Source organism: Paramixta manurensis, assembly GCF_013285385.1.
Classification (GTDB): Bacteria; Pseudomonadota; Gammaproteobacteria; order Enterobacterales; family Enterobacteriaceae; genus Paramixta; species Paramixta manurensis.
The window spans coordinates 1010767-1026043 of the sequence record NZ_CP054212.1; the positions used below are offsets into that span (position 1 = coordinate 1010767).

16 protein-coding genes are annotated in these 15277 nt (G+C 52.7%); 14 read left to right on the top strand and 2 right to left on the bottom strand.

From position 1 onward, the window contains the following. The first annotated feature begins 1 nt into the window (after position 1). The 11 genes from lpxD (at position 2) to PMPD1_RS04885 (ending at position 13145) form a co-directional block, all read left to right on the top strand. On the top strand, positions 2 to 1027 hold the full coding sequence (gene lpxD, locus PMPD1_RS04835; protein ID WP_173632973.1) for a UDP-3-O-(3-hydroxymyristoyl)glucosamine N-acyltransferase: 1026 nt from the start codon (positions 2 to 4) through the stop codon (positions 1025 to 1027). A gap of 159 nt (positions 1028 to 1186) precedes the next feature. Continuing rightward, positions 1187 to 1642, top strand: coding sequence for a 3-hydroxyacyl-ACP dehydratase FabZ (fabZ, locus tag PMPD1_RS04840; protein ID WP_173632974.1), 456 nt, complete (start codon positions 1187 to 1189; stop codon positions 1640 to 1642). A 3-nt stretch (positions 1643 to 1645) separates the two neighbouring features. Next, the gene (lpxA, locus tag PMPD1_RS04845; RefSeq protein WP_173632975.1) at positions 1646 to 2434 is read left to right on the top strand and encodes an acyl-ACP--UDP-N-acetylglucosamine O-acyltransferase; all 789 of its coding nucleotides are present in this window, start codon (positions 1646 to 1648) and stop codon (positions 2432 to 2434) included. 3 nt (positions 2435 to 2437) lie between these two features. Then, the gene (gene lpxB, locus PMPD1_RS04850; protein WP_173632976.1) at positions 2438 to 3586 is read left to right on the top strand and encodes a lipid-A-disaccharide synthase; all 1149 of its coding nucleotides are present in this window, start codon (positions 2438 to 2440) and stop codon (positions 3584 to 3586) included. Then, on the top strand, positions 3579 to 4205 hold the full coding sequence (gene rnhB / locus PMPD1_RS04855; protein WP_173632977.1) for a ribonuclease HII: 627 nt from the start codon (positions 3579 to 3581) through the stop codon (positions 4203 to 4205). Before lpxB ends, rnhB begins: the two co-directional genes overlap by 8 nt. Positions 4206 to 4238: 33 nt before the next feature. Beyond that, positions 4239 to 7721, top strand: a complete 3483-nt coding sequence (gene dnaE / locus PMPD1_RS04860; RefSeq protein ID WP_173632978.1) for a DNA polymerase III subunit alpha — start codon at positions 4239 to 4241, stop codon at positions 7719 to 7721. Positions 7722 to 7733: 12 nt separating this feature from the next. After that, the gene (gene accA, locus PMPD1_RS04865) at positions 7734 to 8693 is read left to right on the top strand and encodes an acetyl-CoA carboxylase carboxyl transferase subunit alpha (protein WP_173632979.1); all 960 of its coding nucleotides are present in this window, start codon (positions 7734 to 7736) and stop codon (positions 8691 to 8693) included. 157 nt (positions 8694 to 8850) lie between these two features. Continuing rightward, entirely contained in the window at positions 8851 to 11001 is a 2151-nt protein-coding gene (locus PMPD1_RS04870) for a lysine decarboxylase LdcC (protein ID WP_173632980.1), read from the top strand. Positions 11002 to 11075: 74 nt separating this feature from the next. Continuing rightward, positions 11076 to 11465 carry a VOC family protein gene (locus tag PMPD1_RS04875; RefSeq protein WP_173632981.1) on the top strand — a complete coding sequence of 130 codons (390 nt, stop codon included), beginning with the start codon at positions 11076 to 11078 and terminating at the stop codon, positions 11463 to 11465. 58 nt (positions 11466 to 11523) lie between these two features. Further along, complete coding sequence (tilS, locus tag PMPD1_RS04880) at positions 11524 to 12840, top strand: tRNA lysidine(34) synthetase TilS (RefSeq protein WP_173632982.1); 1317 nt, start codon at positions 11524 to 11526, stop codon at positions 12838 to 12840. Then, positions 12837 to 13145, top strand: a complete 309-nt coding sequence (locus PMPD1_RS04885) for a c-type cytochrome (RefSeq protein WP_173632983.1) — start codon at positions 12837 to 12839, stop codon at positions 13143 to 13145. Before tilS ends, PMPD1_RS04885 begins: the two co-directional genes overlap by 4 nt. 27 nt (positions 13146 to 13172) lie before the next feature. Here PMPD1_RS04885 and rof read toward each other — a convergent pair whose 3' ends face one another. Both rof and PMPD1_RS04895 read right to left on the bottom strand, forming a co-directional pair. Beyond that, positions 13173 to 13436, bottom strand: coding sequence for a Rho-binding antiterminator (gene rof / locus PMPD1_RS04890; RefSeq protein WP_173632984.1), 264 nt, complete (start codon positions 13434 to 13436; stop codon positions 13173 to 13175). Continuing rightward, positions 13423 to 13623 carry a YaeP family protein gene (locus tag PMPD1_RS04895; RefSeq protein ID WP_173632985.1) on the bottom strand — a complete coding sequence of 67 codons (201 nt, stop codon included), beginning with the start codon at positions 13621 to 13623 and terminating at the stop codon, positions 13423 to 13425. Before PMPD1_RS04895 ends, rof begins: the two co-directional genes overlap by 14 nt. Before the next feature lie 136 nt (positions 13624 to 13759). Between PMPD1_RS04895 and PMPD1_RS04900 the strand changes: the two genes are divergently transcribed. The 3 genes from PMPD1_RS04900 to PMPD1_RS04910 are packed head-to-tail and all read left to right on the top strand — an operon-like array spanning position 13760 to position 15169. Continuing rightward, positions 13760 to 14314 carry a YaeQ family protein gene (locus PMPD1_RS04900; protein ID WP_173632986.1) on the top strand — a complete coding sequence of 185 codons (555 nt, stop codon included), beginning with the start codon at positions 13760 to 13762 and terminating at the stop codon, positions 14312 to 14314. Further along, positions 14311 to 14721 carry an alternative ribosome rescue aminoacyl-tRNA hydrolase ArfB gene (gene arfB, locus PMPD1_RS04905; RefSeq protein ID WP_173632987.1) on the top strand — a complete coding sequence of 137 codons (411 nt, stop codon included), beginning with the start codon at positions 14311 to 14313 and terminating at the stop codon, positions 14719 to 14721. The genes PMPD1_RS04900 and arfB overlap by 4 nt, the downstream gene beginning before the upstream one ends. Before the next feature lie 40 nt (positions 14722 to 14761). Then, positions 14762 to 15169: a copper resistance protein NlpE N-terminal domain-containing protein gene (locus PMPD1_RS04910; RefSeq protein WP_173632988.1), complete on the top strand. Its 408-nt coding sequence runs from the start codon at positions 14762 to 14764 to the stop codon at positions 15167 to 15169. The last annotated feature ends 108 nt before the right edge of the window (positions 15170 to 15277 follow it).

The window sequence follows — 15277 nt, forward strand, 5'->3', positions numbered from 1 at the left end:
GATGTCTTCAATTCGACTGGCTGATTTAGCCGGGCAACTTGAGGCAGACCTGCACGGAGATGGCGATATCGCCATCTCCGGCATTGCTTCTATGCAATCCGCCCAGGCAGGGCAGATAACCTTTTTAGCCAACAGTCGCTACCGCGAGCAACTCGCCCAATGTCACGCTTCGGCCGTGGTGCTGACGGAAGCCGATCTGGAATGGTGTAAAGGCGCGGCATTGGTGGTGAAAAACCCCTATCTGACCTATGCACGTATGGCGCAGTTATTGGATACCACGCCGCAACCCGCGCAGAGTATCGCGCCTGGCGCGGTGATTGATCCCTCCGCGCAACTGGGCAATAACGTCGCGATTGGCGCTAATGCGGTGATTGAGTCTGGCGTGGTGTTGGGTGACAACGTCGTCATTGGCGCTGGTTGTTTCGTGGGTAAAAATACCCGCATTGGCGCCGGTACGCGCCTGTGGGCGAACGTAACCATCTATCACGAGATTGTGATCGGCGAACACGGCTTGATTCAGTCCGGTACGGTGATTGGCGCCGATGGTTTCGGCTATGCCAACGATCGCGGTAACTGGGTGAAGATCCCGCAGTTAGGTTCGGTAATCATTGGCGATCGGGTTGAAATTGGCGCCTGTACCACTATCGATCGCGGTGCGTTGGATAACACTCAAATCGGGAATGGTGTTATTATTGATAACCAGTGTCAGATTGCACATAACGTTGTGATTGGTGACAATACCGCAGTTGCGGGTGGCGTTATCATGGCGGGCAGCCTGAAAATTGGTCGTTATTGCATGATTGGCGGAGCCAGTGTGATCAATGGTCATATGGAAATTTGTGACAAGGTGACGGTAACCGGGATGGGAATGGTTATGCGTCCGATCACTGAACCTGGGGTATACTCTTCAGGTATTCCGCTGCAACCCAATAAAACCTGGCGTAAAACTGCAGCGCTGGTGATGAATATCGATGAAATGAGCAAGCGCTTAAAAGCCATCGAGCGTAAAGTCGGCAAAGAAGACTAATACGCCATCCCGCGTCTGACCGGCTTTCGAGTACTGTAAAGTGCTAAGCAGGGAAGCCAGGTACACAGAACCCGATTTGCGGCCTGCTGACAGATTTTTTTAATCTGTGCAGGCCGCGTTATTGATGCCATCAGAATTTTTTAGGACAGGAAGAGTATTTTGACTACTGAAACGCATACTCTGAAGATTGAAGAGATTTTAGAGCTGTTGCCGCACCGTTACCCGTTTTTACTGGTTGATCGCGTACTGGAGTTTGAAGAACACAAGTATCTGCGTGCAGTAAAAAACGTGTCTTTCAACGAGCCGTTTTTTCAGGGGCATTTTCCGGGTAAGCCAATTTTTCCCGGTGTGTTAATTCTGGAAGCAATGGCTCAGGCAACCGGTATTTTGGCATTTAAAAGCGTTGGTAAACTCGAGCCAGGCGAACTCTATTATTTCGCAGGTATCGACGAAGCGCGTTTCAAGCGCCCGGTGGTACCTGGCGATCAAATGATCATGGAAGTGACTTTCGAAAAAACGCGCCGTGGCGTGACGCGCTTTAAAGGCGTCGCAACGGTTGACGGTAAAATTGCTTGTGAAGCAACCATGATGTGTGCCCGCAGCCGGGAGGCATAACCAGTGATTGACGAAACCGCCGTAGTTCATTCAAGCTCCATCGTTGAAGAGGGGGCCATCATTGGCGCCCGTGTTCACATTGGTCCTTTCTGCTTTATCGGCGCGAATGTCGAAATTGGTGAAGGTACCGTGTTGAAATCACACGTGGTGGTCAATGGCCATACGCGCATCGGTAAAGATAACGTTATCTGGCAGTTCGCCTCAATTGGCGAAGTGAATCAGGACTTAAAATACGCCGGTGAGCCAACGCGTGTCGAAATCGGCGATCGTAACCGTATCCGTGAAAGCGTCACTATCCATCGCGGCACCACTCAGGGCGGCGATGTGACAGTTGTTGGCAATGACAACTTGTTGATGGTGAACGCGCACATTGCGCATGATTGCCATGTTGGCGATCGCTGTATTTTAGCGAACAACGCCACACTGGGCGGTCATGTCACGGTTGATGATTTTGCCATTATCGGCGGTATGACGGCGGTTCATCAGTTCTGTACCGTTGGCGCGCATGTCATGATTGGCGGCTGTTCCGGCGTGGTTCAGGACGTTCCGCCCTATGTCATTGCGCAGGGTAACCATGCCACACCGTTTGGTATCAATATCGAAGGGTTAAAGCGCCGTGGTTTCAGTAAAGAAGGGTTGCATGCCATCCGTAATGCCTACAAGCTGCTGTACCGCAGCGGTAAAACGCTGGATGAGGTGAAGCCGGAAATCGCTGAGCTCGCGCGTGCGCAGCCTGAAGTACAGCCGTTTTATGACTTTTTTGCTCGTTCGACGCGCGGCTTGATTCGTTAATCCATGCCAGCGCGTCCGTTAACGATTGCCCTTGTCGCCGGAGAAACCTCCGGCGATATTCTAGGGGCCGGTTTGATTCGCGCACTGAAAGAAAAACATCCCAACGCACAATTTGTCGGCGTAGCCGGGCCACGTATGCAGGCCGAAGGTTGCGAGGCGTGGTATGAGATGGAGGAGTTGGCGGTGATGGGGATTGTTGAGGTGCTTGGGCGTCTGCCCCGGTTACTCAAAATTCGCCGCGATCTCACGCGCCGCTTTAGCCAACTTAAACCTGACGTCTTTGTCGGGATTGATGCGCCAGATTTTAATATCACGCTGGAAGGGCGTTTAAAGCAGCGCGGTATTCGCACCATTCACTACGTTAGCCCTTCGGTTTGGGCATGGCGGCAAAAAAGGGTGTTTAAAATTGGTCGCGCCACCGATTTGGTATTGGCGTTTTTACCTTTTGAGAAAGCCTTTTACGATCGTTACCAGGTTCCCTGCCGCTTTATTGGCCACACCATGGCCGATGCGATGCCACTGCAGCCGGATAAGCTGGCGGCGCGACGGACGCTAGGTATTGCGCCTGAAGCGCGTTGTCTGGCGTTGTTGCCTGGCAGTCGCGGCGCGGAAGTTGAGATGCTGAGCGCCGATTTTTTGAAAACCGCACAGCTTCTGCGCCGCCAGTGGCCCGAACTGGAAATTGTCGTCCCGCTGGTGAATGCGAAACGTCGTGAGCAATTTGAAAAAATAAAAGCAGACGTCGCGCCAGAATTACCGCTCCATTTGCTGGATGGTCAAGGGCGTGAAGCGATGATCGCCAGTGACGCCGCGTTGCTGGCCTCGGGGACTGCCGCGCTAGAGTGTATGCTGGCGAAATGTCCAATGGTGGTGGGTTATCGTATGAAACCTTTCACTTTCTGGCTGGCGGAGCGTTTGGTAAAAACCGACTATGTTTCGTTACCCAATCTACTGGCAGGTCGCGAACTGGTTAAAGAGCTGCTGCAGGACGAGTGCCAGCCGGAAAAGCTGGCCGCGGCGTTAGAACCGTTATTGCGCGGCGGCGAAATGCGCGACGAATTGTTAGCGACATTTCACCAACTTCATCACCAAATCCGTTGGAATGCGGATGAACAAGCGGCGGAAGCCGTGTTGGAGCTGGCCAATGGCTAATTTTATTTATCCTGACGCGCGGTTTATCGCTGGCGTGGATGAAGTCGGACGCGGTCCGTTAGTCGGCGCGGTGGTGACCGCGGCGGTGATTCTCGATCCAGCAAGGCCGATCGCCGGTTTAGCCGACTCAAAAAAATTATCAGAAAAGCGCCGCGTGGCGCTGTATGAAGAGATTAAAGAGAAAGCGTTGGCCTGGAGCCTCGGGCGAGCCGAGCCGGAAGAGATTGATCAGCTAAATATTTTGCATGCCACTATGTTGGCAATGCAGCGCGCGGTCGCCGGATTATCACTGACGCCAGACTATGTCCTGATTGACGGTAACCGTTGCCCGGTGTTGCCGATGCCTTCGCTGGCTATCGTTAAAGGCGACAGCCTGGTCACAGAAATTAGCGCGGCTTCTATTATTGCTAAAGTGACGCGCGATCGGGAAATGGTCGAGCTTGATCAGGCATTTCCTGAATATGGGTTCGCGCAACACAAAGGCTATCCGACGGCACAGCACATGGCGATGTTAACGCAGCATGGCGTCACGCCGCACCATCGGCGTAGTTTTGCGCCGGTGCGCAACGCGCTGCTGGATGCCGAAGTGCTAAGCCTGGCCGACGTTCGCGCGGTGTAATGCCGCTTTAACCCTATTCATCGGAAAGAAGATATGGCCGAACCACGTTTTATTCACCTGCGCGTACACAGTGATTATTCGATGGTCGACGGGCTGGCGAAAACCGGGCCGTTGGTAAAAAAAGCGGCGGCGCTGGAGATGCCTGCTCTTGCCATTACGGATTTCACCAACCTGTGTGGGTTAGTCAAATTTTATGGCACGGCACATGGTGCCGGGGTAAAACCGATCATCGGCGCGGATTTTAATGTCGCCAGTGAGCTGATGGGTGATGAGCTCTCGCAAATCACCGTCCTTGCCAGCAACAATATCGGCTACCAAAATCTGACGTTATTAATTTCGCGCGCTTATCAACGTGGGTACGGCGTTGCCGGGCCGATTATTGATCGCGACTGGCTGGCGGAGTGTCAGGAGGGGTTGATTCTTCTCTCTGGCGGCCGCTGTGGTGATGTGGGCAAAAGCCTGCTGCGTGGTAATCAGGCGCTGGTGGCACAGTGCCTGGCATTCTATCAACAGCATTTCCCTGATCGTTACTATCTGGAACTGATCCGCACCGGTAGACCGGATGAAGAGAGCTATCTGCATGCCGCGGTTGAGTTAGCGATTGCGCAAGGCGTGCCGGTGGTGGCAACCAATGAAGTCTGCTTCCTGAACGAAGAAGATTTTGACGCGCATGAAATTCGCGTGGCGATCCATGATGGTTTCACGTTGGACGATCCAAAGCGCCCGCGTAATTACAGCCCTCAGCAATATATGCGCAGCACCGAAGAGATGTGCGAGCTGTTTTCGGATATCCCGGAAGCGCTGGAAAACAGCGTTGAGATTGCTAAGCGTTGTAACGTCACGGTGCGCTTAGGCGAGTATTTCTTGCCGCAATTTCCAACCGGTGAGATGACCACGGAAGATTTCCTGGTGGTGAAATCGAAACAAGGCCTGGAAGAGCGGCTTGAGTTTCTGTTCCCTGATCCGGCTGTGCGGGCAGAGAAACGTTCGGTTTACGACCAGCGTCTCGACGTTGAACTCAACGTGATCAACCAGATGGGGTTCCCCGGCTACTTCCTGATCGTGATGGAGTTTATCCAGTGGTCGAAAGATAACGGCGTGCCAGTGGGGCCGGGGCGTGGTTCCGGCGCGGGTTCACTGGTTGCCTATGCGTTAAAAATTACCGATCTCGACCCACTGGAATTCGATCTGCTGTTTGAACGTTTCCTTAACCCGGAACGCGTTTCCATGCCCGATTTCGACGTCGATTTCTGCATGGAAAAACGCGATCTGGTGATTGATCACGTCGCGGAAATGTATGGTCGCGAGGCCGTATCGCAAATCATTACCTTCGGTACTATGGCGGCAAAAGCGGTCATCCGCGATGTAGGCCGGGTACTGGGCCATCCCTACGGGTTTGTTGATCGCATTTCCAAACTGGTGCCGCCCGACCCGGGCATGACGCTGGAAAAAGCTTTCGCCGCTGAGCCGCAACTGCCGGAAATTTATGAGGCAGATGAAGAGGTTAAAGCGCTGATTGATATGGCGCGTAAGCTCGAAGGGGTCACGCGCAACGCCGGTAAACACGCCGGTGGTGTGGTTATCGCACCGACCAAAATTACCGATTTCGCCCCGCTGTATTGTGATGAAAATGGTCACCATCCGGTCACGCAGTTTGACAAAAATGATGTCGAATATGCCGGGCTGGTAAAGTTCGACTTTCTTGGTTTACGTACCCTCACTATCATCGATTGGGCATTGAAAATGATCAATGCTCGTCGCGAGAAACAGGGCGAGCCGCCGATCGATATCGCCGCTATTCCACTGGACGATAAGAAAAGTTTCGATATGCTGCAGCGCTCGGAAACCACCGCGGTATTCCAGCTTGAATCGCGCGGCATGAAAGATTTGATTAAGCGCCTGAAGCCAGACTGCTTTGAAGATATGATCGCATTGGTCGCCTTGTTCCGACCAGGGCCGCTGCAGTCAGGGATGGTCGATAACTTTATTGACCGTAAGCACGGGCGTGAAGAGATCTCCTATCCTGATATTCAGTGGCAACATGAATCATTGAAGCCGGTACTGGAGCCGACCTACGGTATTATCCTGTACCAAGAACAGGTAATGCAGATTGCGCAGGTGCTGGCGGGCTACAGCCTGGGCGGCGCGGATATGCTGCGCCGTGCAATGGGTAAAAAGAACCCGGTTGAAATGGCGAAGCAGCGCGGTGGTTTTGAAGATGGCGCAAAAGCACGCGGGATCGACGGGGAGTTGGCGATTAAGATCTTTGACTTGGTGGAAAAATTCGCCGGTTATGGTTTTAACAAATCGCACTCTGCCGCGTATGCGCTGGTTTCGTACCAAACGCTATGGCTTAAAGCGCACTATCCGGCCGAATTTATGGCGGCGGTAATGACCGCCGATATGGATAACACCGAGAAGGTGGTTGGGCTGGTGGATGAGTGTTGGCGGATGGGGCTAAAAATCCTGCCGCCGGATATTAACTCCGGTCTGTATCATTTCCACGTCAATGACGAGGGTGAAATTGTTTACGGTATCGGCGCGATTAAAGGCGTCGGCGAAGGGCCGATTGAGGCCATCATTGAGGCGCGTAATCAAGACGGCTACTTCCGTGAGTTGTTTGATCTCTGCGCCCGAACCGATACCAAGAAATTGAACCGGCGGGTGTTGGAAAAGCTGATCATGTCCGGCGCATTCGATCGCTTAGGTCCACATCGTGCCGCGCTAATGAGCGCGCTGGGCGATGCATTAAAAGCCGCCGACCAGCATGCGAAAGCAGAAGCGATTGGTCAGGCGGATATGTTCGGCGTGTTGGCGGAAGAACCCGAGCAGGTGGAACAATCTTATGCCAGCATTACGCCATGGCCTGAGCAAGTCCGGCTGGATGGTGAAAGAGAGACATTGGGGCTGTACCTTACCGGTCATCCAATTAACCAATATTTGAAAGAGATTGAGCGCTACGTCGGTGGCGTGCGCCTGAAAGACATGCACCCGACCGAGCGTGGCAAAATAACCACGGCAGCCGGTTTGGTGGTGGCGGCCCGCGTGATGGTCACCAAACGCGGTAACCGTATTGGCATCTGTACGCTAGATGATCGTTCTGGTCGTTTGGAAGTGATGTTGTTCACAGATGCGTTAGATAAATACCAGCAATTGCTGGAGAAAGACCGTATCCTGATCGTTAGCGGACAGGTCAGCTTTGATGACTTCAGCGGTGGCCTTAAAATGACCGCCCGCGAGCTGATGGACATTGACGAAGCACGCGAAAAATACGCGCGCGGGCTTGCTATCTCGCTGACGGACAGGCAAATTGATGACCAGCTTTTAAACCGTCTCCGTCAGTCTCTGGAACCCCATCGTTCGGGGACAATTCCGGTACATCTCTACTATCAGAGAGAGGATGCGCGGGCGAAGTTGCGCTTTGGCGCAGCATGGCGCGTGTCGCCCAGCGATCGTTTGTTAAACGATCTACGGTCGCTGATAGGTTCGGAGCAGGTGGAACTGGAGTTTGACTAAAACAGGAACATTATGAGTCTTAATTACCTGGATTTTGAGCAGCCAATCGCAGAGCTTGAAGCGAAAATCGATTCCCTTAAATCGGTTGGCCGTCAGGATGAAAAACACGATATCAATCTGGATGAGGAAGTGCAGCGTCTACGCGAAAAGAGCGTTGAGCTGACACGTAAAATTTTCTCGGATTTAGGCGCCTGGCAGATTGCGCAATTAGCGCGCCATCCGCTGCGTCCTTACACGCTGGACTATGTCCGTAACGTGTTTACCGATTTTGACGAACTGGCCGGCGATCGCGCCTATGCCGACGATAAAGCGATCGTTGGCGGCACGGCGCGTCTGGACGGGCGTCCGGTGATGATCATCGGCCATCAAAAAGGCCGTGAAACGAAAGAAAAGATTCGCCGCAACTTCGGTATGCCGGCACCGGAAGGTTATCGCAAAGCGCTGCGTTTGATGGAGCTGGCTGAGCGGTTCAACATGCCGATCATTACCTTTATTGATACGCCGGGCGCTTATCCAGGCGTTGGTGCTGAAGAGCGTGGGCAATCGGAAGCGATAGCCCGTAACCTGCGTGAAATGTCCGGTTTAACCGTGCCGGTTATCTGTACTGTGATTGGTGAAGGCGGGTCCGGCGGCGCGCTGGCGATTGGCGTTGGCGACAAAGTGAATATGATGCAATACAGCACCTATTCGGTGATTTCGCCGGAGGGCTGTGCCTCAATTCTGTGGAAGAGCGCGGATAAAGCGCCGTTAGCGGCGGAAGCGATGGGGATTATTGCGCCGCGTCTGAAAGAGCTGAAGTTGATTGATACCGTGATACCGGAGCCATTGGGCGGCGCGCATCGCGATCCGATCACGACCGCTGCCTCACTGAAGGCGCAATTGTTGGCCGACTTCGCCGATCTGGATGTGTTGAGCAAAGAAGAGTTACTCAATCGTCGTTATCAGCGTTTGATGAGTTACGGCTACGCCTAATATTTTCGTCATTTTCAGCATCTATCCTAAAAAGGCGGGCTTGTCCCGCCTTTCACATTTCTACCGGCCCACTTCCTCTCACAAATCTTCTACGCTTTAAGTTTGGGTCAAGCCCGTAAACCCAACCGGAAATGGATAAACACACCAGGAGGATGTAGTGAATATTATCGCGATCATGGGGCCACATAACGCATTCTATAAAGATGAGCCAATTCGTGAGCTGGAAGATGCGCTGGTGGTTCAGGGCTTTAAAACCATCTATCCGAAGGACGCTAACGATCTGTTTAAACTGGTTGAGCACAACCCGCGTATTTGCGGCGTGGTGTTTGACTGGGATGAGTACAGTTTGGATTTATGTAGCGAAATTAACCAGTTAAATGAGTATCTCCCGTTATATGCTTTTATTAATACCCATTCGACTATGGATGTCAGTATTAATGAAATGCGTATGGCTGTCTGGTTTTTTGAATATGCGCTGGATGCGGCAAACGATATTGCGCAACGCATCCGCCAGTACACCAATGAATATATTGATACCATCACGCCGCCGCTAACCAGAGCGCTATTTACCTATGTCAAAGAGGGGAAATATACCTTCTGTACGCCAGGGCATATGGCGGGAACCGCTTTTCAAAAAAGCCCGGTTGGCAGCCTGTTTTATGATTTTTTCGGCGCCAATACCTTAAAAGCCGACATCTCTATTTCAGTCACCGAATTGGGCTCGTTGCTCGATCACACCGGGCCACATCTTGAAGCCGAAGAGTATGTGGCGCGCACATTTGGCGCCGAGCAGAGTTATATGGTGACTAATGGCACCTCAACCTCGAACAAAATTGTCGGCATGTATGCTGCTCCGTCCGGTAGCACGGTACTTATCGATCGTAATTGCCACAAATCGCTGACTCATCTGCTGATGATGAGCGACATTGTTCCGCTATGGTTAAAACCCACGCGGAATGCATTGGGGATTTTGGGTGGCATCCCCAAACGAGAATTTACGCGGGAAAGCATCGCGCTGAAGGTTGCGCAAACCGAACATGCCGCCTGGCCGGTACATGCGGTAATTACCAATTCCACCTACGATGGGCTGCTGTATAACACGCAGTACATTAAAGAGACGCTGGAGGTGCCATCCATTCACTTTGACTCCGCATGGGTACCCTATACCAATTTCCATCCGATCTATGCCGGTAAAAGTGGGATGAGCGGCGAACGCATGGCGGGCAAAGTGTTTTATGAAACGCAATCTACGCATAAATTGCTGGCGGCTTTCTCTCAGGCATCGTTAATTCATATCAAAGGGGATTACGATGAAGAGACCTTTAATGAAGCCTATATGATGCACACCACCACTTCGCCAAACTATTCCATCGTTGCCTCGATTGAAACCGCAGCGGCGATGCTGCGTGGGAATCCGGGGCGGCGCTTGATTAATCGTTCGGTGGAGCGTGCGCTGCATTTCCGTCGTGAAGTGCAGCGGCTGCGGGAAGAGAGTGATGGCTGGTTTTTCGATATCTGGCAACCGGATGGGATTGATGAAGCCGAATGCTGGCCGATTCAGCCCGGTGAAGAGGAGTGGCATGGGTTTGCCGATGCCGACCGCGACCATATGTATCTCGACCCGATTAAGGTCACCATCCTTACGCCGGGGATGAGCGAACAGGGCGTCATGGCGGAGGAGGGCATTCCCGCCGCGCTGGTGGCGAAATACCTGGATGAGCGCGGCGTGGTGGTGGAAAAGACCGGGCCATATAACCTGCTGTTTCTGTTCAGTATTGGTATTGATAAAACCAAGGCTATGGGGTTGCTGCGTGGGCTAACCGAATTTAAACGCGCTTATGATCTCAATTTACGGGTGAAAAATATGCTGCCGGATCTGTATGCGGAAGATCCTGATTTTTATCGCGATATGCGCATTCAGACCCTGGCGCAAGGGATCCACCAGTTAATTCGTCAACATGATTTACCACGCCTGATGTTGCGTGCGTTTGATGTGCTGCCTGAAATGAAAATGACGCCGCACCAGGCATATCAGCAACAGGTCAAAGGCAACGTGGAAACGGTGGATATTAGTGAAATGGTAGGGCGGATTTCGGCCAATATGATTTTGCCCTATCCCCCAGGCGTTCCGTTGGTGATGCCGGGAGAAATGATCACGGCGGAAAGTCGCGCGGTGCTCGATTTTTTACTGATGTTGTGTTCGATAGGCGAGCATTATCCGGGGTTTGAAACCGATATTCATGGTGCGAAATTAACCAGTGAAGGGCGCTATCGGGTACGTGTTCTGAAAAATGCCCAGGTGAGCTAATTCCAGACTCTGCGCCCTTGCTGAGCGGCGATTGAGGGCGTAAGGTGCGGGCAAAACCGCTATCAGGAGCTAATATGCCAGGATTAAAGCACATTCATCGTATCGCCATTATCGCCAGTGATTACGCGCGCAGCAAAGCGTTCTATTGCGATATTTTAGGTTTTACGCTGGAAAACGAAGTTTATCGGCAGGAACGTGATTCGTGGAAAGGCGATTTAGCGTTGAACGGCGCTTACGTTATCGAACTGTTCTCGTTTCCGCATCCACCGGCGCGGGTTAGCCATCCCGAAGCGTGCGGATTACGCCATTTGGCTTTTGCGGTGGACGATCTTGATGCCGCTTGCCAGGCATTAGCGCAAAAGGGCGTGGTCTGTGAACCGATCCGCCTTGATCCACTCACCGATAAACGCTTCACGTTCTTTAGCGACCCGGATCATTTGCCGCTGGAACTCTACCAGGCGTAAAATAGCTGCCCGTAACGGGTCATATCCTTAATGACCCGCCGTTGATCAAAGGTTTGGCATGTCAGCTCTCGCACATCTTGAACAGCAGTTAGCCGGGCAACGGCAGTGCTTGTTGGCCTACAGCGGCGGGCTGGACTCCACGGTACTGCTTCATCAACTGGTACAACTCCGTCAGCGTCTTCCCGATTTACAGCTACGCGCAATCCATATTCATCATGGATTAAGCCCATCAGCCGACAGTTGGGTGGCCCATTGCCAACAACAGTGTGCGGCTTGGCAAGTTCCGCTGGTGGTGGATTATGTCCAGTTGGATACGCATGAAAAAGGCGTCGAAGCTGCCGCCCGTGAGGCGCGCTATGCTGCTTTTCGTCGGCATTTGCTGACTGCGGAGAGTCTGATAACGGCGCAGCATCTTGACGACCAATGCGAAACTTTTTTACTGGCGCTTAAGCGTGGTAGTGGCCCGGCAGGTTTGGCCGCGATGCCACAAATAACCGATTTCGATGGGCATTTATTAGTACGCCCTTTGTTAACGCAACCACGCCAACAGCTTGAACAGTGGGCACAAGAGCATGCGTTACGCTGGATTGAAGATGAAAGCAATCAAGACACGCGTTATGACCGTAACTTTCTACGCCAACGCATTTTACCGCAAATGACCGCTCGCTGGCCCCATTTCGCCGAAGCGAGCGCTCGCAGCGCGGCGCTCTGCGCAGAGCAGGAAAACCTGATTGATGAGCTGCTAGCCGAGTCATTAACGCAGTTGATTCAGCCGGACGGTTCACTGTGCGTAGCGACGTTCCCTGGCATGAGCGAAGCGCGGCGCAGTGCGCTGCTACGCCGTTGGGTTGCCGCATGCGGAGGAAATATGCCCTCGCGTGATGCGCTGCAGCGCCTGTATCGTGAAGTGATCGCCAGCCGTGAAGATGCCGCGCCGCGTTTACGTCTCGGCGCGTTTGAGATTCGTCGTTATCGTGGCGCGCTTTATTGGCTGGCGCTTCAGCCTCCGGTTCGTCAGTTAATTCTGGCGTGGCCGGATATTCGGCAACCTTTAGATCTTCCTGAATCATTGGGCCAACTGATACCCGGCTCACAGGGAACGGTACTGCGTCTACCGGAGAAAGGGGAATCCGTTTCCGTCCGTTTCCAGGCGCAGGGGCATATACAGATAGTTGGGCGCGCCGGTAGCCGCCCGGTGAAAAAAATATGGCAGGAGTTAGCCATTCCGCCCTGGCAGCGAGAACGCACGCCGCTGATTTTTTATGGCGAGCAGTTGGTTGCTGCGCCGGGTATTTTTGTTACGCGCTTTGGTGAGGCGAAGAATCAGGTGGGCTGGCATGTAAGCTGGCGACATCATAATGGAGAAAGGCAATGAAAAGGTTACTGGCGCTGCCGTTAATGTTTCTGACGCAGCCTACGCTGGCGGCGGGGGATGCGGCGGCAGGGCAACAAAAATCAGCCACCTGTGTGGCTTGCCATGGCGCAGAAGGGAAAAGTACGGTTCCGCTCTATCCCAACCTTGCCGGGCAGAATGCGCCGTACTTGGTTCAGGCCTTAAAGGACTATAAACAGGGCGGGCGTAGCGGTGGTCAGGCGGAAGTGATGAAAGCGTTTGTGGCAGGATTAACCGATGAGGATATGGACGATTTAGCGGCGTATTATCACAGCTTAAAACCCTAAGGGCGGGGGAAACCCGCCCAGGTTGTATTAATCAGACTCGCTGACGACCACGGTGCCAAGTTCAGGATGGCTAAAACTGGCGATGTGGTCGAGGCGCAGTTCTCGCCTCTCGCCAGAGAGATCAATTTCCAGATACTCCACGTTCTTCCGCGTGATCATGTCTTGTGCCGTGGCCTTGAGTTGCTCACCGTTTTTTAACGCCAGCAACAACATCCAATTTTTTTGGCAGGCGAGTTCAAGGTTGTCGTAATCATCGCAATTGATCGGTTTATAGATTTCATTCGTCAACATAATCGCTCACCAGTAAGTTTGCGGCAGCAAAAGCCGCCTGTTCCCTGATAGAAGAGTTTAGCGCAGAATTTGCGGCTATCTCATCAAGTGCTTTCAACGCGCAGCCAATGGCGTCGGGCACGTATCCCAGATCGCCACTGCCAATTTCGGCGTATTTCCGGCGAACCAAATCACAATACTTTTGCACATGCACCTCCTCTCAGAGCATAAATCTCTGGCTAGTGAGCGACTATAACACAGGCTTTTACGTGAAATCAGCCTGGGGCAGGGTGATTTGCTGGCACATCGGGTTACAATGGCGATTCACTTTTATAAGGGATCGCATGGCACTTAAAGCAACTATCTACAAAGCTACGGTTAACGTCGCCGATATGGATCGCAACGTCTTTCTTGATAGCAACTTAACGCTGGCGCGCCATCCGTCGGAAACTGAAACACGTCTGATGCTGCGTTTGCTGGCGTGGCTTTGTCATGCCGATGAGCGATTGCAGTTCACCCGTGGCCTGTGCGCGGATGATGAGCCGGAAATATGGCGTCTAAACGATCACCATGGTATTGAAACTTGGATTGATTTTGGCTTACCGGATGAGAGAAGAGTAAAAAAAGCCTGTAGTCGATCATCTTGCGTATACTTATATGCATACAATGCGCGCGCGGCCCAAATTTGGTGGCAGCAACAGCGAGAAAAGCTGGCGCAACAGGCTAATCTTACCGTTCGTTTTTTGAGTGATGAACAGCTTAATGCGCTAACTGATTTTGCTGCCCGCAATATGTCTTTGCAGGCGACACTCCAGGAAGGAACGATTTGGCTGTCAGATACACAAAACCATTTGGAGCTGCGTTTCGACGACTGGCTGATTGACGGCAAACTGGCATGATTGAATTATCGCGCAACGTTACAATTAGCGATGCGGAAATGGACATTACTGCGGTACGCGCGCAGGGCGCGGGCGGCCAGCATGTGAATAAAAACTCGACGGCAATTCATCTGCGTTTTGATATTTCCGCGTCTTCACTGCCGGATTTTTATAAGCAGCGGTTGCTGGCGGCTCGTCACCATTTAATTACCGCCGACGGCGTGGTGATTATTAAGGCGCAAGAGTATCGCAGCCAGGAAATGAACCGGGAAGCGGCGTTAAAACGGCTGGAAAACCTGATTCGTGAATTAACCGTGGTGGAAAAAACGCGCCGCGCAACACGTCCAACGCTGGCGGCGAAAAAACGCCGTCTGGAAGGTAAGTTACGCAAAAGCATTACCAAATCGCTGCGCGGCAAGGTTCGCTGAGCCGCACGCTTACAGACCTCTGAGCTTCAGGAGTTGAACGGTGAAAAATATCCTTCTGGCGATGTTAGCCACGCTGGCGCTGGGTATGCTGTTCGGGTGTAACAACCGTACCGCTTGGCAACAGCCGCCGCTGGAGCCAATGCAGCAGAGTTATCACGGTATGTTGCCGTGCAATAATGACTGCCGCACCACCGAGGCATCACTATTTTTAAGCCTCGACGGTACCTACGTTCTTGAACAGCGAGATACCGCATCGAATAGCGTGCGCACCGCGCAATACGGCAAATGGGCGCGTACTGCCGATAAATTAACGCTCACAGAAATGACCGGTGAAAAACAGATTTTCCGCCCCACCAATCAGGGGCTGGAGATGGTCACTCGCCAGGGCGCGTTACAGAATCACGGGCAGCGATTTGTGTTGGTGCCGGTTAATACCGAGCGAACGTGATCGGGCATGGTTGCCCAATGATGACAATAGGCATAAAAAAAGCCCCCTTCCGATGTCTTACGGCAAGTTGCGCCGTTCTGACACCGAAGGGGGCTTGATGCTTAAAGC

Excerpts from the sequence above, each read along its gene's own strand:
- rnhB (WP_173632977.1), top strand. The coding sequence starts at position 3,579 with ATGGCTAATTTTATTTATCCTGACGCGCGGTTTATCGCTGGCGTGGAT.
- PMPD1_RS04885 (WP_173632983.1), top strand. The coding sequence starts at position 12,837 with ATGAAAAGGTTACTGGCGCTGCCGTTAATGTTTCTGACGCAGCCTACG.
- PMPD1_RS04900 (WP_173632986.1), top strand. The coding sequence starts at position 13,760 with ATGGCACTTAAAGCAACTATCTACAAAGCTACGGTTAACGTCGCCGAT.
- lpxB (WP_173632976.1), top strand. The coding sequence starts at position 2,438 with ATGCCAGCGCGTCCGTTAACGATTGCCCTTGTCGCCGGAGAAACCTCC.
- lpxD (WP_173632973.1), top strand. The coding sequence starts at position 2 with ATGTCTTCAATTCGACTGGCTGATTTAGCCGGGCAACTTGAGGCAGAC.
- tilS (WP_173632982.1), top strand. The coding sequence starts at position 11,524 with ATGTCAGCTCTCGCACATCTTGAACAGCAGTTAGCCGGGCAACGGCAG.
- arfB (WP_173632987.1), top strand. The coding sequence starts at position 14,311 with ATGATTGAATTATCGCGCAACGTTACAATTAGCGATGCGGAAATGGAC.
- PMPD1_RS04875 (WP_173632981.1), top strand. The coding sequence starts at position 11,076 with ATGCCAGGATTAAAGCACATTCATCGTATCGCCATTATCGCCAGTGAT.
- rof (WP_173632984.1), bottom strand. The coding sequence starts at position 13,436 with ATGTTGACGAATGAAATCTATAAACCGATCAATTGCGATGATTACGAC.
- accA (WP_173632979.1), top strand. The coding sequence starts at position 7,734 with ATGAGTCTTAATTACCTGGATTTTGAGCAGCCAATCGCAGAGCTTGAA.
- dnaE (WP_173632978.1), top strand. The coding sequence starts at position 4,239 with ATGGCCGAACCACGTTTTATTCACCTGCGCGTACACAGTGATTATTCG.